This window comes from Enterobacteriaceae endosymbiont of Donacia proxima (genome assembly GCF_012569285.1).
Classification (GTDB): domain Bacteria; phylum Pseudomonadota; class Gammaproteobacteria; order Enterobacterales; family Enterobacteriaceae.
Genome location: NZ_CP046198.1, coordinates 143,307 through 166,322 on the forward strand (window position 1 = coordinate 143,307; position 23,016 = coordinate 166,322).

Annotated in this window: 17 protein-coding genes, 1 tRNA gene and 1 pseudogene; 9 read left to right on the plus strand and 10 right to left on the minus strand. The window is 19.8% G+C overall.

Features of this window, described 5'->3' with window-relative positions; translation table 11 throughout:
* Nucleotides 1-30: 30 nt before the first annotated feature.
* Nucleotides 31-2,769, plus strand: coding sequence for a preprotein translocase subunit SecA (secA, locus tag GJT97_RS00715; RefSeq protein WP_169767592.1), 2,739 nt, complete (start codon nt 31-33; stop codon nt 2,767-2,769).
* A gap of 57 nt (nt 2,770-2,826) precedes the next feature.
* Here secA and dnaJ read toward each other — a convergent pair whose 3' ends face one another.
* Together dnaJ and dnaK are read right to left on the minus strand one after the other, a co-directional pair.
* A complete protein-coding gene (dnaJ, locus tag GJT97_RS00720; protein ID WP_169767593.1) occupies nt 2,827-3,939 on the minus strand; it encodes a molecular chaperone DnaJ in 1,113 nt (370 codons plus the stop codon).
* A 111-nt stretch (nt 3,940-4,050) separates the two neighbouring features.
* Nucleotides 4,051-5,964 (minus strand): molecular chaperone DnaK, encoded by a 1,914-nt coding sequence (dnaK, locus tag GJT97_RS00725; RefSeq protein WP_169767594.1) that lies wholly within the window; start codon nt 5,962-5,964, stop codon nt 4,051-4,053.
* A gap of 327 nt (nt 5,965-6,291) precedes the next feature.
* Between dnaK and GJT97_RS00730 the strand changes: the two genes are divergently transcribed.
* The 7 genes from GJT97_RS00730 to aroC all read left to right on the plus strand — a co-directional run bounded on the left by GJT97_RS00730 (nt 6,292) and on the right by aroC (nt 15,562).
* Complete coding sequence (locus GJT97_RS00730; RefSeq protein WP_169767595.1) at nt 6,292-7,776, plus strand: leucyl aminopeptidase; 1,485 nt, start codon at nt 6,292-6,294, stop codon at nt 7,774-7,776.
* A gap of 49 nt (nt 7,777-7,825) precedes the next feature.
* The gene (locus GJT97_RS00735) at nt 7,826-10,618 is read left to right on the plus strand and encodes a valine--tRNA ligase (protein WP_169767596.1); all 2,793 of its coding nucleotides are present in this window, start codon (nt 7,826-7,828) and stop codon (nt 10,616-10,618) included.
* 53 nt (nt 10,619-10,671) lie between these two features.
* Nucleotides 10,672-11,712 (plus strand): ornithine carbamoyltransferase, encoded by a 1,041-nt coding sequence (gene argF, locus GJT97_RS00740; protein ID WP_169767597.1) that lies wholly within the window; start codon nt 10,672-10,674, stop codon nt 11,710-11,712.
* A gap of 440 nt (nt 11,713-12,152) precedes the next feature.
* Nucleotides 12,153-13,220, plus strand: coding sequence for an extracellular solute-binding protein (locus GJT97_RS00745; protein WP_425482456.1), 1,068 nt, complete (start codon nt 12,153-12,155; stop codon nt 13,218-13,220).
* 153 nt (nt 13,221-13,373) lie between these two features.
* A tRNA-Asn gene (locus GJT97_RS00750) sits at nt 13,374-13,446 on the plus strand.
* 83 nt (nt 13,447-13,529) lie between these two features.
* On the plus strand, nt 13,530-14,435 hold the full coding sequence (gene prmB / locus GJT97_RS00755) for a 50S ribosomal protein L3 N(5)-glutamine methyltransferase (RefSeq protein WP_169767856.1): 906 nt from the start codon (nt 13,530-13,532) through the stop codon (nt 14,433-14,435).
* A 41-nt stretch (nt 14,436-14,476) separates the two neighbouring features.
* Nucleotides 14,477-15,562 (plus strand): chorismate synthase, encoded by a 1,086-nt coding sequence (aroC, locus tag GJT97_RS00760; protein WP_169767599.1) that lies wholly within the window; start codon nt 14,477-14,479, stop codon nt 15,560-15,562.
* Here aroC and GJT97_RS00765 read toward each other — a convergent pair whose 3' ends face one another.
* The 4 genes from GJT97_RS00765 to rsmA form a co-directional block, all read right to left on the minus strand.
* Nucleotides 15,563-16,165: a peroxiredoxin gene (locus tag GJT97_RS00765; RefSeq protein ID WP_169767600.1), complete on the minus strand. Its 603-nt coding sequence runs from the start codon at nt 16,163-16,165 to the stop codon at nt 15,563-15,565.
* A gap of 722 nt (nt 16,166-16,887) precedes the next feature.
* The gene (locus GJT97_RS00770; RefSeq protein ID WP_169767601.1) at nt 16,888-17,724 is read right to left on the minus strand and encodes a symmetrical bis(5'-nucleosyl)-tetraphosphatase; all 837 of its coding nucleotides are present in this window, start codon (nt 17,722-17,724) and stop codon (nt 16,888-16,890) included.
* A 23-nt stretch (nt 17,725-17,747) separates the two neighbouring features.
* Complete coding sequence (apaG, locus tag GJT97_RS00775; protein WP_169767602.1) at nt 17,748-18,128, minus strand: Co2+/Mg2+ efflux protein ApaG; 381 nt, start codon at nt 18,126-18,128, stop codon at nt 17,748-17,750.
* Between the two features lie 4 nt (nt 18,129-18,132).
* Entirely contained in the window at nt 18,133-18,933 is an 801-nt protein-coding gene (gene rsmA, locus GJT97_RS00780; protein ID WP_169767603.1) for a 16S rRNA (adenine(1518)-N(6)/adenine(1519)-N(6))-dimethyltransferase RsmA, read from the minus strand.
* A 319-nt stretch (nt 18,934-19,252) separates the two neighbouring features.
* On the opposite strand from rsmA, the gene djlA reads away from it, so the two are divergent.
* Complete coding sequence (gene djlA, locus GJT97_RS00785; protein WP_169767604.1) at nt 19,253-20,155, plus strand: co-chaperone DjlA; 903 nt, start codon at nt 19,253-19,255, stop codon at nt 20,153-20,155.
* An 11-nt stretch (nt 20,156-20,166) separates the two neighbouring features.
* Here the strand turns inward: djlA and acpS are convergent, their stop codons facing one another.
* From acpS to lepB, 4 genes and pseudogenes are all read right to left on the minus strand, one after another.
* Nucleotides 20,167-20,553, minus strand: coding sequence for a holo-ACP synthase (gene acpS / locus GJT97_RS00790; RefSeq protein ID WP_169767605.1), 387 nt, complete (start codon nt 20,551-20,553; stop codon nt 20,167-20,169).
* A gap of 34 nt (nt 20,554-20,587) precedes the next feature.
* Nucleotides 20,588-21,406 (minus strand): GTPase Era, encoded by an 819-nt coding sequence (gene era, locus GJT97_RS00795; RefSeq protein WP_169767606.1) that lies wholly within the window; start codon nt 21,404-21,406, stop codon nt 20,588-20,590.
* A 26-nt stretch (nt 21,407-21,432) separates the two neighbouring features.
* Nucleotides 21,433-22,113: a ribonuclease III gene (gene rnc / locus GJT97_RS00800; protein ID WP_169767857.1), complete on the minus strand. Its 681-nt coding sequence runs from the start codon at nt 22,111-22,113 to the stop codon at nt 21,433-21,435.
* Nucleotides 22,114-22,160: 47 nt separating this feature from the next.
* Nucleotides 22,161-22,925 (minus strand): annotated as a pseudogene (lepB, locus tag GJT97_RS00805) (signal peptidase I); the annotation flags it as partial.
* Between the last annotated feature and the right edge of the window lie 91 nt (nt 22,926-23,016).

A 23,016-nucleotide genomic window follows, 5' to 3' on the forward strand; every position in this document is an offset into this window, starting at 1 on the left:
ACAATTATATTTTTTATTAAGAGTATTTATATGTTAAAAAAAATTTTTACTAAAATTTTTGGTAGTAATAATGATAATATTTTAAAATGTATCCAAAAAATAGTAAACACTATTAATAATTTGGAAAAAGAATTTGAAAAATTAACGAATTATGAATTAAAAAATAAAACTATATATTTTAAAAATAAATTAAAAAATAAATCTACTTTAGAAAGTATTCTTCCAGAAGCTTTTGCAACAGTAAGAGAAGCTAGTAAAAGAATATTTAATATGCGTCATTTTGACGTTCAATTAATCGGAGGTGTTGTTTTAAATAATAATTGTATAGCAGAAATGAAAACTGGTGAGGGAAAAACATTAACATCTACATTACCAGCTTATTTGAACGCTTTAACTAATAAAGGTATTCATATTGTTACCGTGAATGATTATTTAGCTCAACGTGATGCTCAAAATAATAAAATATTATTCGAATTTTTAGATTTAACTGTAGGTACTAATATAGCTAATATGTCATTAAAAGAAAAACAAAATGCATATAAAGCAGATATTACATATGGAACTAATAATGAATTTGGATTTGATTTTTTACGAGATAATATGATTTTTAATTATAATAATAAAGTACAACGTGGTTTAAATTATGCTATTATAGATGAAGTTGATTCAATATTAATTGATGAAGCTCGTACACCTTTAATCATATCAGGACCTACTGAAGATAGTTCAAAATTATATATTAAAATAAATAATATTATTCCTAAATTAATATATCAAAAAAAAGAAGATTCTAGTTCTTATAAAGGTAAAGGACATTTCTTTATAGATGAAAAATCTCGTCAAGTATATTTAACCGAAAAAGGTTTAATTTATTTAGAAGAAATTTTAATAAAAAAAAAAATAATTAATATAGGTGAGTCTTTATATTCTAATAATAATATAATTATATTACATCATATTATTTCTGCATTAAGAGCACATAAACTTTTTAAAAAAGATGTAGATTATATATTAAAAAATAATAAAGTTATAATAGTAGATGAACATACTGGAAGATTAATGGAAGGTAGAAGATGGTCAGAAGGATTACATCAAGCAATAGAAGCAAAGGAAAATGTTAAAATTAATAATGAAAATCAAACTCTTGCATCTATTACATTTCAAAATTATTTTAGACTATATAAAAAGTTATCAGGTATGACAGGTACTGCTAGTACAGAATCTTTTGAATTTAAGGAAATATATAAATTAGATACAATAATTATTCCAACTAATAAACCTATGATTAGAAAAGATCTTCCAGATTTAATTTATTTAACTAAAAAAGAAAAAATAAATGCAATTATTAATGATATAAAAGAAAAGAATTTAAAAGGTCAACCTGTATTAGTTGGTACTATTTCTATAAAAAAATCAGAATTGATATCTAAAAAACTAAAAAAAATAGGTATAAAACATAATATTTTAAATGCTAAATTTCATGCAAAAGAAGCAGAAATTATTGCAAAAGCAGGTATAAAAAAAGCAGTAACCATTGCAACTAATATGGCTGGTAGAGGAACAGATATTGTTTTAGGTGGTAATTTTATTGTAGATAAAAAATTTAATTTAAATAAAATTAAAAAATTAAAATTAGAATGGCAAATAAAACATAATGAAATTATAAAATTAGGAGGTTTATATGTAATTGGTACTGAACGTCATGAATCAAGAAGAATAGATAATCAATTAAGAGGTCGTGCTGGAAGACAAGGGGATCCTGGTATATCTAGATTTTACTTATCAATGGAAGATTCTTTAATGCGTATTTTTGCATCTAAAAATATGTTATTTTTAATGAGTAAATTAGGAATGAATACTAATGATTACATTGAACATCCTTGGATTACAAAAGCTATATCTAATGCACAAAAAAAAGTAGAAAGTTATAATTTTGAAATACGTAAGCAATTAATAGAATATGATGATATTATTAATGATCAACGTTTAATTATATATTTACAAAGAAATACATTATTAAAATCGTTAAATTTTACTCAAATTATTAGAAATTTTAAAATTGATGTATTTGGAAATATATTAAATAATTATTTACAATCTAATTATATTATTAAAGAAAAATTAAATTTTAAAAAATTAAAAACATATTTTCAAAATATTTTTAATATTAAATTACCAATTAAAGTTTGGATTAATGAATTTCAAGAAAAAAAGAAAAAAATAATTAATAAAAATTATATTCTTAAAAAAATTATTAATTTTACAGAAAAAAAATATTTAAAAAAAATTTCTATTTTAGAAAAACAATATGTAAATATTTTTGAAAAAAATATTATTTTACAAATTTTAGATAATTTATGGAAAGAACATCTTGCGGCTATAGAATATTTAAAACAAGGAATTCATTTAAGAAGTTATGCCCAAAAAGATCCTAAACAAGAATATAAACGTGAATCTTTTTCTATGTTTAATAACATGTTATATAATTTCAAAAAAGAAGTTCTTATTACTTTAAGTAAAGTAGATAATAAAAAAATTAAAAATAATGATAAAATTACAATGTGTTTAGAAAAAAATACAATTATAGATAACAATTTAGAAAAAAATAATTTAATTATTTTAAATAAAAAAACTAATATTAATATAAATAAAAAAAATAAACACTTAAATAATATAGATTTTTTTAAAAAAAAAATAGGAAGAAATGAAAAATGTCCTTGTTATTCAGGTAAAAAATATAAATTTTGTCATGGATTAATATTTAAATAATCTAATAATAATAGAGGGTATAAAAAATAAATTTATTTTTTATACCCTCTATTATTATTAGATTTTTATCTTATAAAAAAAATTTTTAATATTCTCTAAAAATTTTTTTATTTTAGGATTATTTCTATAATCAGAAAATTCATGAAAACTTTTATCTAATTCATATAAAATATCTTTTTGTTTTTTATTTAAATTAATTGGAGTTTCAATTATTATTTTGCATAATAAATCACCAGGAATATTGTTTTTTTTAATTGATTTTATTCCTTTATTACGTATCCTAAATATTTTACCTGTTTGAGTTCCTTCAGGAATTTTAATTTTTACATAACCATTTAATGTTGGTATTTTTATATTACCTCCTAATATAGCTATTATAAAATTAATAGGTAATTCACAATATAAATTATTACCTTCTCGAACAAATAAATGATGTTTTTTAATTTTAATTTCTATATATAAATCCCCAGCAATTCCATTTTGTCCTACCTCTCCTTTTCCATTTAATCTGATACGATCTCCAGTATCAATTCCACTCGGAATTTTAACTGATAAAGTTTTATAAGATTCTAATCTACCTTTACCTTTACAATAAAAACAAGGATTTTTAATAAAATTACCTTGTCCATGACATCTAGGACAAGTTTGTTGTACAGTAAAAAAACCTTGACTCATTTGTATTTGTCCATGACCATTACATGTATAACATTGTTGTAATGAACCTTGTCGTGCCCCTGTTCCATTACAATAATTACAATTTTTTAAAATAGGAATTTTAATTTCTTTTGTTATACCTGTAATAGCTTCTTCTAATGAAATTTCAATCAAATATTTTAAATCAGCACCTCTTTTAGGTCTTTGATTTGTTCTTGAATTACCAAATATATCTCCAAAAACATCTCCAAAAATATCACTAAAATCAGTTGTATTATTTATACTTTCTTGTTCAAAAGCAGCATGTCCATATTGATCATAAGCAGCTCTTTTTTTTGAATCACTTAAAACTTCATAAGCTTGTTTTATTTCTTTAAACTTATTTTCAGCACTTTTATTTCCGGGATTACGATCTGGGTGAAATTTTATAGCTAAACGTTTATATGCTCTTTTAATTTCACGATCTTCAGCATTTTTACTAACACCTAAAATATCATAATAATCTTTTTTTGCCATAATCGATATAATGTCCTAATCCCATAATGTTATTAATACCGATTATTATTAAATTGATAAACGGTATTAATAATATATTTAAATATATGTATTCACAAAATAATTAAATAATTATTTTTTTTTATCTTTTACTTCTTCAAATTCAGCATCTACAACTTCATTATTTTTGTTTTCAGGTTTTACATTATTGTTTTCTTTTTTGAAATTATTTTTATTTTGAGATATATTCAAAATACTACTAGATAATTCAATCATTTTTTGTATTTTACTTTGTATATCATCTTTATTTTCTGTTTTAAGAGCGTTATTTAATTCATTAATAGCATTTTTTATTATTAATTTATCTTCTTTTTTAATTTGATTATCTAATTCTTTAAGTTTTTTTTCAGTGTTATGTATAAGCTGATCACCTTCATTACGTATTTTAACTAATTCTTCAAAAATACGGTCAGATTCACTATTAGTTTCAGCATCTCTTATCATTTTTTCAACTTCTTCTTTATTTAAACCTGATGATGCTTGTATAGTAATTTTTTGTTCTTTACCACTTTTTTTATCTTTTGCAAAAACATGAAGTATCCCATCTGCATCTATATCAAATGTTACTTCTATTTGAGGTATTCCTCTAGGTGCAGGAATAATCCCATCTAAATTAAATTGTCCTAATGATTTATTATCATTAGCTTTTTTACGTTCTCCTTGTAAAACATGAATAGTTACAGAAGATTGATTATCTTCTGCTGTTGAAAATACTTGACTATGTTTTGTAGGAATAGTTGTATTTTTATTAATTAATGGTGTCATTACGCCTCCCATAGTCTCTATACCAAGAGATAATGGAGTTACATCTAATAATAAAACATCTTTTACGTCACCAGCTAATACTCCTCCTTGTACTGCAGCTCCTATTGCTACTGCTTCATCAGGATTAACATCTTTTCGTATTTCTTTATTAAAAAATAAAGTAACTTTATTCTGAACCATAGGCATACGAGTTTGTCCACCTACTAAAATAATATCATTAATATCTGAAACAGTTAAATTAGCATCTTTTAAAGCCATTTTAACTGGTTTAATTGATTTATCTACTAAATCTTCTACTAAAGATTCTAATTTAGCTCTTGTTAATTTAATATTTAAATGTTTTGGTCCTGAAGAATTTGCAGTAATATAAGGTAAATTTACATCAGTTTGTTGTGCTGAAGATAATTCAATTTTAGCTTTTTCAGCAGATTCTTTTAATCTTTGCATAGCTAATGGATCATTTTTTAAATCTATTCCTTGATCTTTTTTAAATTCAGTTACTAAATAATTAATAATTCTGCTATCAAAATCTTCTCCTCCTAAATGAGTATCTCCATTTGTTGATAAAACTTCAAAAGTCTTTTCACCATCAACATCATCTATTTCGATAATAGAAATATCAAAAGTTCCTCCACCTAAATCATAAACAGCTATAATACGGTTTCCTTTACCTTTATCTAATCCATATGCTAATGCAGCAGCAGTAGGTTCATTAATAATTCTTTTTACTTCTAATCCCGCTATTTTCCCTGCATCTTTCGTAGCTTGACGTTGAGCATCATTAAAATACGCAGGAACTGTAATAACAGCTGAATGTACCTTAACACCTAAAAAATCTTCGGCAGTTTTTTTCATTTTTTTTAAAACTTCAGCAGAAATTTGTGGTGGTGCCATTTTTTTCCCTTTGATATCTATCCAAGCATCACCATTATCAGACTCTACAATTTTATATGGCATTATCTTAATATCACGTTGTACTTCTTCATCACTAAATTTTCTTCCAATTAATCTTTTAATAGCAAAAAGAGTGTTTTTAGGATTAGTAATCGCTTGACGTTTTGCCGGTTGCCCTACTAAAATTTCTCCATCCTGTGTATAAGCAATTACAGATGGAGTAGTTCTATCTCCTTCTGCATTTTCTAAAACTCTAGGTTTATTACCATCTATAACCGCTACACAAGAATTAGTAGTACCTAAATCAATACCTATTATTTTACTCATATTGAAATATCCTATATATTTATTTACGGTATGAAATTTAATATACAAAAATATCTAATTTAATTTGTATAAATAAAAATCCCTAATGAAAAGGAAAATGGGGCCACATATTAATGCATCAAGGGGGGATTTTATTTTTTTTAAAAAAATTTAAAATAATCTAAAAATTTTAAAATATTTTTATAATTATTAGTTATAGATTATCTACAAAACATTATTTATAAATATGTATTTTTTATATAATATTGTTTATTATACATCATAATTTTAATTAAAATCAATATTTTAATCTAAATTATTATTTACTCCTTTTATAGGAAATAAAAAATGAAATATATAACAGATAAAATAATTTTTCCAAATAATACTTTATTAGATTGTATAGTTATACCAATATATGAAACATATAAACTTCCTGAAATTACAAAAAATATAAATCAAATATCTAATAATTACATATTAAATGTTTTAAAAAAAAATAATATACAAGGTAAAATTAATCAAAATATTATTTTATATGATATTCCTAATATTTTATGTAAAAAAATTTTAATTATCGGTTTTGGAATTAAAAATGAACTTAATAGAGATAAAAATAAGTTAATCATATGTAATACTATTAATATATTAAAAAAATTCTTTATTAAAGAAATTAATTGGTATCTTACAGATGTTAAAATTAATAATCTTAATTTATACTGGAATATAAGAGATACTATAGATTTAATTGAACATAATACTTATAAATTTAATAAGTTTAAAAAAAACACAACTTCTTTTAAAACAAAAATAAAATTTATTATTACTAATAATAATGATAATATCTATTATACGGCGATTAAACATTCTAAAGCTATTAATTTAGGTATAAAAAAAGCTAAAGATTTAGCTAACTTACCTCCAAATATATGTACTCCTGAATATTTATCAAAAAAAGCAAAAAAATTAACAACAAAATATAAAAATATTTCTGTAGATATTATTGATATAAAAGATATCAAAAAAATAGGTATGAATGCTTATTTAGCAGTAAGTAAAGGATCAAAAAATAAACCTTTTATATCAATAATAAAATATCAAAATAATAATAAATTACAACCTATAGTATTATTAGGTAAAGGAATTACTTTTGATTCAGGAGGACTATCTTTAAAACCAAGTACTAATATGGGAGAAATGAAATATGATATGTGTGGTGCAGCTGCAGTATATGGTACTATATATGCAATAGCAGAATTACAAATTCCTATAAATATTATAGCTATTTTAGCAGGATGTGAAAATATGCCAGGAAGTAATGCATATCGACCAGGTGATATTATAAAAACATTATCTGGTACTACTGTAGAAATTACGAATACAGATGCAGAAGGACGTTTAATTTTATGTGATATATTAACTTATATTGAAAAATATAATCCTAAATATGTAATCGATATAGCTACTCTAACCGGTGCTTGTGTTATCGCATTAGGTAATAATATAAGTGGTTTAATGTCTAATAGTAAAATTTTATCTAATAAAATTATAAAAGCTTCATTAGAGTCAGATGATCGTGTTTGGGAATTACCTATTAATGATATTAGTTATTTTAATCAATTAAAATCTAATTTTGCTGATTTAATTAATAGTAGTAGTGGAGGTATTGCAGGAGCGATTAATGGAGCTTGTTTTTTATCTAAATTTACTAAAAAATATAATTGGGCTCATATTGATATAGCTGGTACAGCATGGTATTACATAAATAATAAAGCTATTGCTTCAGGAAGACCAATTAATATGTTAAGTCAATTTTTAATTAATCAGATATAATAATTATTAATAATAATATAAATTTTATTTATATAGGATATTTTTTATTATGGGGAAAGTATATAATTCAAAATTATTTGAACAAAAAATTTATAATTACTGGGAAAATAATAATTATTTAAAAAATAATTTTGATAATTCCAAAAAATGTTTTTCTATTATGGTTCCTCCACCTAATATTACAGGTTATTTACATATAGGGCATGCATTACAATATACGTTAATTGATATTTTAGTACGTTATCATAGAATGTTAGGAGAAAATATATTATGTCAAGTAGGAATAGATCATGCTGGTATTGCCACCCAAAATTTAATAGAACAGAAAATTTTTAATGAAACTGGAAAAACAAAAAATTTTTATAGTAAAAAATTTTTATTAAATAATATTTGGAAATGGAAAAAAAAATATTGTGAAATTATTTATAATCAAATGAAACGTTTAGGTTTATCTACAGATTGGGAAAAAACAAGATTTACAATGGATGAAAAATTTCTTAAATCTGTAAAAAAAATTTTTATTATTCTTTATAATAAAGGTTTAATTTATAAAAAAAAAAGATTAATACATTGGGATTTAAAACTTAAAACTGTAATATCAGATTTGGAAGTAGAACATAAAAAAATTAAAACAAATTTATGGTATATAAAATATTTACTTACAGATAAAATTCTTACTCTAGACAAAAAAAATTATTTAATAGTAGCTACAACAAGACCTGAAACTTTATTAGCAGATATTGCAATAGCTGTTAATCCATTAGATAAAAGATATAATAATTTAATTGGTAAATTTGTAATTGTTCCTATAATACATCGTAAAATACCTATTATTGCTGATAATTATGCTAAAATTACAAAAGGAACAGGATGTGTAAAAATTAGTCCTGCTCATGATTTTAATGATTATAAAGTCGCAATTAGACATAATTTACCTTTAATAAATATTTTAGATCTTAATGGAAATATTTTAACAACTTATCAGATATTAGGTAATAAAAAAAATATTATAAATTTTAAGAAAAATATTCCTGAAAATTTACAAAAATTAAACTTTATTAAAGCAAGAAAAATAATAATAAAGGAATTAATTAATGAAGGATTATTAGATAAATATAAAATAAAACATACATTATTTCCTTTTAGTATTAGAAGTAATACTGTTGTTATCCCTATGTTAACTGATCAATGGTATTTAAAAACTAAAATTTTATCTCAAGAAGCAATTAATGCAGTAAAAAATAAAAAAATAATATTTTTCCCTAAAAAATATAAAAATATGTTTTATGCATGGATGAATAACATTCAAGATTGGTGTATATCTCGACAATTATTATGGGGACATAAAATACCAGCATGGTATGATATAAAAAATAATATTTATGTAGGAAATAGTGAAAAAGAAATTAGAAAAAAATATAATTTAGATAAAAATATTACTTTAATAAAAGATACTGATGTATTAGATACTTGGTTTTCTTCTAGTTTATGGACATTTATTACTTTAGATTGGCCTAATAATAAAAATTTTTTTTTATTTCATCCTACTAATGTTATTATAAGTGGTTTCGATATTATATTTTTTTGGATATCAAGAATGATAATGATGACAATGTATTTTGTTAAAAACAATAATAATGTATCTCAAATACCTTTTAAAAATATTTTTTTAACAGGATTAATAAGAGATAATAAAGGTAATAAAATGTCGAAATCTAAAGGTAATGTAATCGATCCTATGTGTTTTATTGAAGGTAATTCCTATATTAAAAAAATAAAAAAATTAAAAAATCATTCATTTATTAATAATAAAATATATGGGGCAGATGCTTTAAGATTTACATTAGCTGCATTATCATCTACAGGTCGTGATATTTATTGGGATTTAACAAGATTAGAAGGTTATCGAAATTTTTGTAATAAAATTTGGAATGCAAGTATTTTTATATTAAAAAATATAAAATATGAATTTATAAAAATAAAAAAAAAACTATCTCTTATAGATAGATGGATTTGGTCTGAATATTATTTAGTTATTAAAAATTATACAAAAGCACTTAATGAATATCGTTTTGATAATGCAGCTAACATTTTATATAATTTTATATGGAATAAATTTTGTGATTGGTATCTAGAATATAGTAAAATAATCTTTCAAGATAAAAATCAATTAAAATATATTAGTACACATTATACAGTATATAATATTTTCGAATCTTTATTAAGATTATCACATCCAATAATTCCATTCATTACTGAAGTAATATGGCAAAAAATAATTCCAAATAAAAAAAATAAAGATAGTATTATGATCCAATCTTTTCCTAAAATTAATAATATTATCATAGAAAAAAATATTATAGATATTTTTAATACATTTATTAGTATAATTACTGTTATTCGTAATTATCGAGCAGAAATGAATATTAAAAATAATATAAAAATTGATTTATATATAAGAAATATAGATAATAAATTTCATATTTTTTTAAAAAAATATATAAATATTTTTAAAAAATTTGTGAATCTTAATAAAGTTTTTTTTATAGAAAACAATATTAATTTCCCAAATAAAACTATTATTAATAATATACATAATATTGAATTTGCTATTCCATTAAATAATGAAATTATTGATCAAAAAAAAATATTAGATAAAATAAATAAAAAAATAAATGATAATCAAAAAATAATTAATTTTTTAAATAAAAATATTAAAAATCCATCTTTTTTATCTAAAGCTCCGAAAATAATTATAAAAAAAAACTTACAAAAATTAAAAAAAAGTAAAATTTTAAAAAAAGAATTATTACAAAAACTTTTTTTAATTAAACATTTATAATATTTTATTTTTTAATATTTTATAATTTTTTTTAAAAAAAAAGGATTTATATAATGAACCAGTTTTATAATAAAAATTTTTTAAAATTATCAGATTTTTCTAAAAAAGATCTTTATGAATTAATTGAAATTTCAAAAAAATTAAAATATAATAAAAAAAATTTTAAAGAAAAAAAATTCTTAATTGGTAAGAATATTATTCTTATATTTGAAAAAAGTTCTACACGTACTAGATGTTCTTTTGAAATAGCTTGTTTTGACCAAGGAGCAAATGTCACATTTTTAGATGTGAAAGATAGTCATATAGGTTATAAAGAATCATTAAAAGATTCTGCTATAATTTTAAGTCAAATGTATCATGGATTAGAATATAGAGGACAACATCAAAAAAATATTGAAATATTAGCAAAATATTCAACAATTCCAGTATGGAATGGATTAACAAATGAATTTCATCCTATTCAAATATTAGCAGATTTATTAACTATTAAAGAAAATATAAAAAATAAAGATATAGATCAAATAAAATTATCTTATATAGGTGATATAAATAATAATATATCTTATAGTCTTATAGAAGCATCAATGATAATTGGTTTTACATTATACTTAATTTCTCCTCAAAAACTTGAATTTAAAAATAATTTTTACATTAAAAATATAATAAAAAAAATTAAATATTATAATAATATTCATATTACTAATAATATAAATATAGGTGTAAAAAATACAGATTTTATCTATACAGATGTTTGGGTATCTATGGGTGAAAAAAATTCATTTACATTATGGGAAAAAAAAATAAAACTTTTATATAAGTATCAAGTTAATGAATTACTTTTAGAAAAAAGTGAAAATAATAATGTCAAAATTATGCATTGTTTACCTTCATTACATTTATATAATCATTATAAAAAATTATTTAATAGCAAAATATTATCTAAATATAATTTATATAATGGATTAGAAATAACAAATGATATTTTTGAATCTAATAAAAGTATTATTTTCCAACAAGCAGAAAATAAAATTCATATAATTAAGGCTATAATGATTACTTCTTTATTAAAAGAAAATATTATTCTTTTAAACTAAATATATTTAAATAAAAATTTAACATTTTATTTAAAATAAAATAATAGGTTTTTATGAAAAATTATTTATACTAAAAAACTATATTTTTTATAAATTTTTATGTACAAAAAATTATATTAAAAAATATTTTTTTTATTTTTAAATAAATAATTATTAATTTAATAAATAAGGTAATCTATTAAAAAATTAATAAATAAGTACTTCAAATTTTGAAAAATATTAGATATATTTAAAAAATAAATTTTTATTGAAAAAATTATTAAAACAATATTTTTTTAAAAAATTTAAATAAAATAAATTTAATTTATAAAAAATATTTTTTAAAAAATTGTAAAAACTATTTTACTATAATTTATTAAAAAAACCTAATTTAGTTGAAATGTAGAAATTAAAATTAAAATTATTGTAATAAAAATATGATTTATATTTTATAAGGTTTAATTAAAATGTTTTTATTTTTTAGATTAATATGTATATTATTAATTATATTATTATTTCCAATAACAAAAAATTATTTAAATAAAAAAAAATCTTATCAAGATACCATTTTTTTTTATAATTGGACAGAGTATGTTCCTCAAGAAATTTTAAATCAATTTACTAAAGAAACAGGTATTAAAATTATTTATTCTACATATGATTCTAATGAAAGTATGTTTACTAAATTAAAAACTTATAAAAAACAATCATATGATTTAGTTGTGCCTTCAACATATTTTGTAACCAAAATGAAAGATGAAGGTATGATACAAAAAATTGAAAAAAATAAAATACCTAATTTTAAAAATTTAGATCCTAAATTTTTAAATAAATCTTTTGATCGTAATAATGAATATTCTATCCCATATATATGGGGTGCTACTGCTATAGGCATTAATACAAATGTTATAAATTATAAACAAATTAATAGTTGGAATGATCTATGGAATCCGAAATATAATAAATCTATTTCTTTAATAGATGATGCTAAAGAAGTATTTCAAATGTCATTAATAAGATTAAAATTACCTGTAAACACTACTAATATTCATTATATAAATAAAGCTTTTATAGAATTAAAAAAATTAATGCCTAATATCGTTTCTTTTAACTCTGATAATCCTGTATATTCTTTTATTGAAGGATCTGTAAATATAGGAATGATTTGGAATGGATCTGCTTATGCTATTCAAAAATTAGGTATACCTTTGAAATTTATTTGGCCTAAAGAAGGTAGTATTTTTTGGATGGATAGTTTTGTAATCCCTAGCAATGCAAAAAATATAAAAGGAGCTTTAAAATTAATTAATTTTTTATTAAGACCAGATATTGTAGTAAAAATAGTAAAAAAAATAGGTTTTTCTACTCCAAATTTAGAAGCAAAAAAATTATTACCATTAGAAATTATTAATAATAAAACATTATACCCTGATGATGAAATTATTAATAATGGTATATGGCAAAATAGTAATAATATTAATATAAATAAACAATATGAAATATATTTTCAAAAGTTAAAAACTCTATAATAATTAAATATATAAAAAATATTTTATATAAAATTATAGATTCATAGATATAACTAAATATTAATAATATAAAAATATTTTGTAATATATAAAATTATAAATTTTCTTGACATATAAATAATATATAATATATATTATTTACATATTTATTAATCCTCTGTAGTTCAGTTGGTAGAACGGCGGACTGTTAATCCGTATGTCACTGGTTCGAATCCAGTCAGGGGAGTAAACTACTATATTTTTCACATCATAAAATATATTTTATTAAATAAATAATTATATTTTTTATTATAAGGTATATATATGATAATGAAATTAGAACAAATTTTAAAAAAAAAAATCATAATAGAAGAACTTTTTTCGATTCAGGATGTAGTTCGTTGGGTATCAAGTTGTTTTAGCATGTCTAATTTATGGTATGGTCATGGTAGTGATAATCCATGGGACGAAGCTGTAAATTTAATTTTACCTATATTAGGATTACCTCCATATATTTGGAATAGAGTTTATAACTCTAGATTATCTATTAAAGAACGTAAAATTATTTTTGAATTAGTTATAAAACGTATAAAAAAAAGAATTCCTGTAGTTTATTTAACAAATAAAACTTGGTTTTGCGGTTATGAGTTATATATTGATAATAGAGTGTTAATACCTAGATCTCCTATTTCTGAATTAATTAATAATAAATTTAAATCTATTATTTCTTCTCATAATCATCCAAAATATATATTAGATTTATGTACTGGTAGTGGATGTATTGCTATAGCATGTTCATATTTATTTCCTAATGCACATATAGATGCAGTAGATATTTCTTTAGATGCAATTAATGTAGTTGAACATAATATTCAATTACATGGATTAGAAAATCGTATTACTCCTATATGTAGTAATTTATTTAATAAATTATCTAAATATACTTATGATTTAATCATTAGTAATCCTCCATATGTAAATAAAAAAGATATAAGTTTTTTACCAAAAGAATATTCATATGAACCTAAAATAGGATTAATTTCTGATAATAAGGGTATAGGAATTATTGAAAAAATAATATCTATGTCACCATTTTTTCTTAAAAAAAATGGTATTTTAATTTGTGAAGTTGGAGATAAAATGATAAATATTATAGAAAAATATCCAGATATATATTTTCAATGGATAAATATTAAAAATGGAGGTATAGGTATATTTAAAATGGAAAATAAATAATATATATATAATATAATAAGATATTACAGGAGTAGATTTTTATGTCAGGTAATAGTATCGGAAAATTATTTACAGTTACAACTTTTGGTGAATCACATGGTAAATCTTTAGGGTGTATAGTTGATGGTGTACCTCCTAAAATTCCATTAACAATAACAGATATACAAAAAGATTTAGATAGACGAAAACCAGGAACATCTAAATATACTTCTCCACGTAGAGAATTAGATCAGATAAAAATTTTATCGGGTGTATTTAATAATTTAACAACTGGCACAAGTATCGGTTTATTAATAAATAATGTTGATGTTAAATCTCAAGATTATCAAAAAATTAAAAATATTTTTCGTCCAGGGCATGCAGATTATACTTACAAAAAAAAATATGGTATTCGTGATTATAGAGGTGGAGGACGTTCTTCAGCTAGAGAAACAACAATGCGTGTTGCAGCAGGAGCTATAGCTAAAAAATATTTAGGTATAAAATATAATATAAAAATTAAGGGTTATTTATCTCAAATGGGTGATATTATTTGTAATTTTGATAATTGGGAAGAAGTTAATAAAAATCCTTTTTTTTGTCCAAATAAAAATCAAGTAAAATTATTAAAAGATAAAATTAATTATTTAAAAAATAATGGTGATTCTATAGGTGCTAAAATTACTATTATTATAAAAAATGTACCAGTAGGGTTAGGAGAACCGGTATTTGATAAATTAGATGCTGAATTAGCTTATGCATTAATGAGTATTAATGCAGTAAAAGGAATCGAAATAGGTGATGGATTTAATTGCATAAATAAATTAGGAAGTAATTATAGAGATGAAATTAGAAGTAATGGATTTAAAAGTAATAATTCAGGAGGAATTTTAGGAGGTATTAGCACCGGACAAAATATTATTATTAATTTTGCAGTAAAACCTACTTCTAGTATTTCTAAACCATGTAAAACTATTAATTCATTAGGAGAAGAAACATATTGTATTACACAAGGACGACATGATCCTTGTGTAGGAATTAGAGCTGTTCCGATAGGAGAAGCAATGGTAGGAATAATCTTAATGGATCATTTATTACGTTATCGTGCACAGTGTGCTGATATTATCAATTGTAATAAATATTCATAATTATAATTCGTCTATATTTTGGGATAAATAATTAGCGATTCCAATAGAATTAGGGGTTAAGCTTTTTTTACCCTTTTCCCATTGTGCAGGACATACATTACCATATTTTTCATAATGATTTAAAGCATCAATCATGCGAATTATTTCATTTATATTTCTTCCAAATGGAAGATCATTTACTAATTGATGTCTAATTATTTTTTTTTTATCTATTAAAAATACAGCTCTTAATGCAATTCCTAATTCAGGATGTTCAATACCATAAGATTTTTGAATATTTTTTTTAATATCAGAAATCATTATAAATTTAATATGCCCTATACCTCCTTTATTTATAGGAGTATTACGCCAAGCGTAATGAACAAATTGTGAATCACATGATATACCTAAAATATTTACATTTCTTTTATTAAAAGAATTTAAATGTTTATTTAATGATATAATTTCTGTAGGACAAACAAATGTAAAATCTAAAGGCCAAAAAAATAATATAGTAATTGTATTATTTAAATAATCATATAAATTAAAATTATCAATAATAGATCCGTCTTCTAAAACAGCAGACGCATTAAAATCTGGAGCTTTTTTAGTTACTAAAATCATATTTACCTCAAAATGTTATTTTTTTATAATAAAGTAAAATTATTAAATTAATAAAATATAATTACTTTTATTATATTTTAATTTATATTTTTTATTTTATATACAAAAATTTTAAATTTTATATTAAATAAAAGATTAAAAAAAATAATAATCTTTACTTTAAATAAAAATTTATAGTGAATATTAATTTTTTATTTTTAATTTTTCATTAAAATATTTATAATTCAACATAATTTTTTTGTAAAAAAATATAATTTATTATTAATAAAGTTATTTTTTGGTAAAAAAAATAAATGTTTTTTATTTTAATAAAATAATTATATTAATATTTTTTATAAAATTTTTAAATTAATTTACTTTTTATTAAAAATAGTAATAGTTATTATACATAACTTATTATATATTTTATTAAAAATAATAAATTACTTATATATAAGTAATTTATTATTTTTAAATTATTATTAAATAACAAAATTAATATTTATTTTAAATAAAAATAATAAAATATTCTTTATTTAATTTTTATAATTTTTAATAAAAATTATTATTATTTAATATTTTTTTTAAACTTAAATTTTATTAAAAATAATTAATATTAATTAATATAATTAATTTTTTTATAAATTAATATTTTGTTTTTTTATAATATATAATAATAAATTTTTTATTTCAAAATTTATTACTAAATAAATAAAAAAATATTTATAAATAAAATTTATATTTTATATTATACAAGTTATACTATGAAATTTTTTAGTTTCCCATGTAAAAACAGTTAATTGATTCCCCCAACAACATCCAGTATCTAAACCTATAATATTTTTAGGAGTATATCCCCCACCTTGTAAATCAGACCAATGACCAAAAAATATTGTATATTTTTTATACAATAAATTAGGAATATCAAACCATGGTTTTAATACAATTGAATTAATATCATTAGGAGCTTTTTTAGTTAACATTTCTAATGTACCATCTGGGTAACAATATCTCATTTTTGTAAATGCGTTAATAATAAAACTAAAACGTTGAAATCCAATTAATTTATTTTTTTTCCAATCATTTATTTGATACTTTTCATTATTTATATAATCAAAAAAAATTTTATTTTTTTCACTAGAAATTATATCTTTTGCTTCATTAGAAGCAGATAATATAGTAGAAATATTTTCCCATTGAGGAGCTATACCAGCATGTGACATTAAAATTTTTTTATTTTCATCATATTGAACAAAAGGTTGATATTTTAACCAAGAATTTATGATAAATTTTATTTTAATATCTTTTAATAAATTTAAAATTATTGGATCATTAATATTACTGTTCATTGAACCTAAAGATAATGATATTAAATATAAATCATGGTTTCCTAAAACTAATTTTATAGATTTTCTAATAGAATATAAATAATATAAAACTTTTTTAGAATCTGGTCCTCTAGAAATAAGATCACCTGTAATCCATAATTGATCATTTTTATTATCGAAACGAATTTTTTTTAATAAGGAAATAAATTCATTATAATAACCATGAATATCTCCAATAAAATAAGTAGTCATATTTTTATAAATTATTAATTTTATTAATGTATATAAGTTTTTATTGCTAATCGAAAAATTGGAATATCTACATGATAAACATGATTATTTTCATCAATCATTATATAATGACCTTGCATTATACCAATAGGTGTTTCTAAAATAGCACCACTAGTATAGTAAAAATTATTACCTGGTTTAATATACGTTTTTTTACTAATAACTCCTTCACAATACATTTGTGTTTTTTTACCATTTCCATTGGTTATCGTCCAATAACGGCTAATTAACTGTAAAATTTTTTTTCCTAAATTATATATGGTAATTGTATAAGCAAAAACATAACGATTAATTGTAGGTATAGATTGAGATTTTACATACATACTATGTACTTTTATATAAACTTGAGATAATAATGATTTCATAAGTTTATAACCTTTTATGATTTGTTTTTAACCAGTTAGCTAATTGACAATATTCTGATATTGAAACATCTTCAGCACGAATTTTATAATCAATACCTAAATCATCTAATTCTTCTATAGAAAATAAATTTATTAAACTATTTCGTAAAATTTTTCTTCTCATACTAAAAGCTTGTTTAATAATTTTTTTTAAAAAAAAAATATCATCTAAATTATAATTTTTATTTACATAAGGCCTCATATATATCATATTAGAAAATATTTTAGGTTTAGGGTAAAAATCATTTGGTTTTATTTCTAATAAAGTTTTTATTTTACAAAATAATTGAATCATTATACTTAAACATCCATAATTTTTCCCTCCAGGATATGCAGTTAAACGATTTACTACTTCTTTTTGCATTATAAAATGCATATCTTTAATATTATTTAAATAATTAAACAAATAGAAAATTATTTTTGTAGAAATATTATATGGTAAATTACCGAAAATTCGTATTCTTTTTTTATATTTTTGAATTAAAGTATAAAAATTAAAATTCAATATATTATTTAATATAATATGAATATTTGAATTAATTAAAACTTGTTTTTTTTTTAAAAAATTAACAAAATTTTTATCTATTTCAATAATAGAAATATTTTGATTATATTTAATCATTGGTATAGTTAATGCTCCTAAACCAGGACCTATTTCGACCATTATATGGTAATATTTAGGATTTATTAAAGATATTATTTTTTTTATAATTTTTTTATTTACTAAAATATGTTGTCCATATTTTTTTTTAAAAAATATTTTCATATTATTAATTTTTAATTAAGTGTATTTCTTAAATTATATTTTTATATATATCTATAATTATAATATAATTAAATATAACTATATATTTTATATTTTAATATATACGATTCATATTTTTTACTCAATTCTATTTTAGAAAAAGTAATTTTTTATAAAAGATAATCAACTTAATTATAAAATTATATTTTTTTTTTTATAAATTAAAATTTTTTGTTTAAAGTAATTGATTTTAAATAAATAAATAAATTTTAATTAAAATTAATATTAATAATTGATTAATTATCTGTTATAATAAATTTATTTTTATTACATTCATAAAATGATGAACATATATTCTGGATATCAATTACTATTTTTTATTTACAAAAAAATGATTGATAGTCATGAATATAAATATTTTAATGTATTAATTAAAATAATATTAGGGGTATTTTTTACTATATTAATAAATGATATATTTAATTTTTATAACAAAAAGCATCAATTTTTTTATATAAAAAATATAAAAAAAGAATATTTGAAAATTAATTTTGAAATTATGGGATGTATAAGTAAATCTAAAGGTTATATCAGTAAATATGATATAAATTATACAACAAATTTAATGAATCAAATAAATTTAAATAAAAAAAATATTATTTTTATGCAAAAAGCTTTTTTATATGGTAAAAAAACAGATTATCCATTAATTAGTAAATTAAATTATTTGAATTTTTTAATTTCTTATTATGATCCTACTTTAGTAAATAATTTTTTAGAAACACAAATTGAATTATCATTTATTAACAAAAAATTACATTTTAAAACTAAAAAAGTATTAAATATTATTTTTCAAAATTTGAATATATCAATGTTTGATATTCTTTTAATTATAAAAAAATTAAAATATCGTAATAAATATATTAATGAAAAAGATTTATTTTTTTATAATTTTTTCTTTTATCAAAGAAAAACAAATAATAATTATTATGATAATAATTTTAAAAATAAAAAAAATATAGATAATAATAAATTAGCTATAAAAAAAGCTTATAAATTATTAGGAATCAAATATGATGATAATCTTTTAACTATAAAAAGAGCATATCATAAATTACTTAGTAAGTATCATCCAGATAAATTAATATCAAAAGGTTATTCATCAAAAAAATTAGAAAAAGCAAAAATTAAAACACAAAATATACATAAAGCATTTAATATTATTAAAAAATATATGAAATAAATTATATAATTTTATTTTTTTTCAATAATAACTATTGAACATGCATATTTTTTTTCATCCGAAAATGAAATATGAATTTTATATTTAAAATCCATATTTTTTAAAAATTTTAATGCTTTTTTATATAAAATTATTTTTGGTTTATTATTTTTAGAACTTAATAGTTCTACTTGATTAAAAAAAATACCATTTGTAAAACCAGTACTTAAAGCTTTTACTGTTGCTTCTTTAGCTGTAAAAAATTTTGCTAATAGTTTAATTTTATGAGTATTTTTTTTATATATAGATAACTCATATTTTGTTAAAATTTTACAAGCGAAACGATTACCAAAAAGCAAAAAAATTTTTTTAATTCTATTAATTGCGATTATATCGATTCCAATCCCAAAAATATTCATAATTTTAATTTAAAAAATATTGTTTAAAAACAAATTACTTAATTTTTATCCATATATGTAATTTTATCTTTTTTTTAAAAAATTTTTCTATATTTTGTTCTGACTTATTTCTGATTAATTTTATGTTATTAGAATTTTTACCTATTATTATTTTTTTATGATTTATTTTTTTTACTAAAAATATAATATTTATTTCATCTGATAAAATTTTAGAAAAAATTACTTTAATTTTAATTAAATATGGTATTTCTTTATGAAGAAATTTCATAATATTTTCTCTTATAATTTCTTTAATAATTACCTTATCTGTTTGATTTGTAATATAATTTTTAGAATAAAAATGTTTTTTTTTAGGTAAATTATTACAAATTATATGATAAAGATCATTTGTATATAATTTATATTTAGCTGAAATTATAAATAAATGAAAAATATTTATTTTCTTTTTAAGAAAATTAATATATGGTAATAATATATTTTTATTTTTAATTTGATCAATTTTGTTAATAATTAATATTATCGGTATATTAATTTTAGAAAAAATTTTACTAAAATTTTCTTCTATATAACTCCATTTAGTTTTATCTAAAATAAATAATATAAAATCATATTGATTATTTTTTAATAAATTAAAAATTCTATTTTTAGAAAATATATTTCCAGGAGTATCAATAAATTCTATTTGATAAATATCATTATTATAAACTCCAATAATATTGCTACTTGTAGTATTTTTTTTATGAGAAACAATTGATATTTTTTTCTTCACTAAAAAATTTAATAAAGTAGATTTACCTACATTAGTTCTACCTAATATTAAAATACTTCCATAACATGATGATATTTTTTTCACATAAATAACCTTCTATATTAGAATAACTATTCTAGTCCAAGTTTTTTTAATGCTTTTTCAGCAGCTGATTGTTCCGCTTTACGACGACTAGATCCTATACCCCTAATTATTTTTGATATTCCACTAATTTTACATTGTATCGTAAATTTCTGATTATGTACTTCTCCATTTATTTGTACAATAAAATAATATGGTAAAGGTAAATGTGATCTTTGTAAATATTCTTGTAATCTTGTTTTAGGATCTTTTTGATTATTACCTGGTAAAATTGTTTTTAATCTAAATTGGTACCAAAGTAAAATAATTTTTTCTACAACTTTAATGTTACTATCTAAACATATACTTCCTATTAATGCTTCCATTGTATCTGCTAAAATAGATTCTCTATTATAACCTCCATTTTTATATTCTCCAGGTCCTAAAAATAAATATTCACCTAATTTAAATTCTCTTGCAATACTTGCTAGAGTATTACCTCTAACTAAAGAAGCACGCATACGACTCATATTACCTTCATTTACATCAGGAAATTTATTATATAATGCTTTAGCTATTATATAGCTTAATATAGAATCACCTAAAAATTCTAATCTTTCATTATGTTTACTACTTGCACTTCTATGTGTTAAAGCTTGATATAATAAATCTTGATGATTAAAAATATAACCCAATTTTTTCTGTAATTGATTAATCATAATAAAATTTATTTAATTGTATTTTAAATCTAAAACTAGATAAAATATTTTTTTAAAAATTAATTTATTTTACATATTCGATTAAATTTTATTTTATAAAACCATAAATGTGTTGTTTTTTTAATACTGAACCAAATAAATATAGCTTTCCCTAATAAATATTTTTCATGAAGAAAACCCCAATATCTACTATCAAGACTATTATCACGATTATCACCCATAACAAAATAACATTTTTTAGGAACTATCCACATATATAAAGGAATATTTTTTTGTTTATATATTTTTCCATTTATTTTATTCTCTAATTCAGGTGTAAATAAAATTTTATGTGACAATTTATTTATATATTCTGTATATTGAAAATATCTTATATTTCCAAATTTATAAAATTTTATAGAATTTTTTTTTAAAAAAACATATTTTTTTTGAGTAATATTTTGAAATATTTTAAAATATTTACTTTTTTTAAGTTCTTTATATTTAAAAATATTTTTTTTAATATATTTATTATTATATAATATAATTTGTTTGTTTGTAATATCATAAAAAATGATATCTCCTGGTAATCCAATTATTCTTTTAATATAATTTATTTTAGTATTTTTAGGATATTTAAAAACGACTATATCACCTCTTTGAGGTAATTTATTTTTAATAAAAATTTTATTATTAAAAGGATTCCTAAGACCATAAATAAATTTATTAACTATAATAAAATCACCTGTATTTAAGGTAGGCATCATGGATTCCGAAGGGATATAGAAAGGTTCATATATAAATATACGAATAATTAAAATTAATAATATAATAGGAGCTATAGAAAATATTTGATTTATTAAAAATTGTATTTTTTTCATAAATAATCGTCAATAATAGATATTACATTTTATATAAATAAAAAAATGTAATATT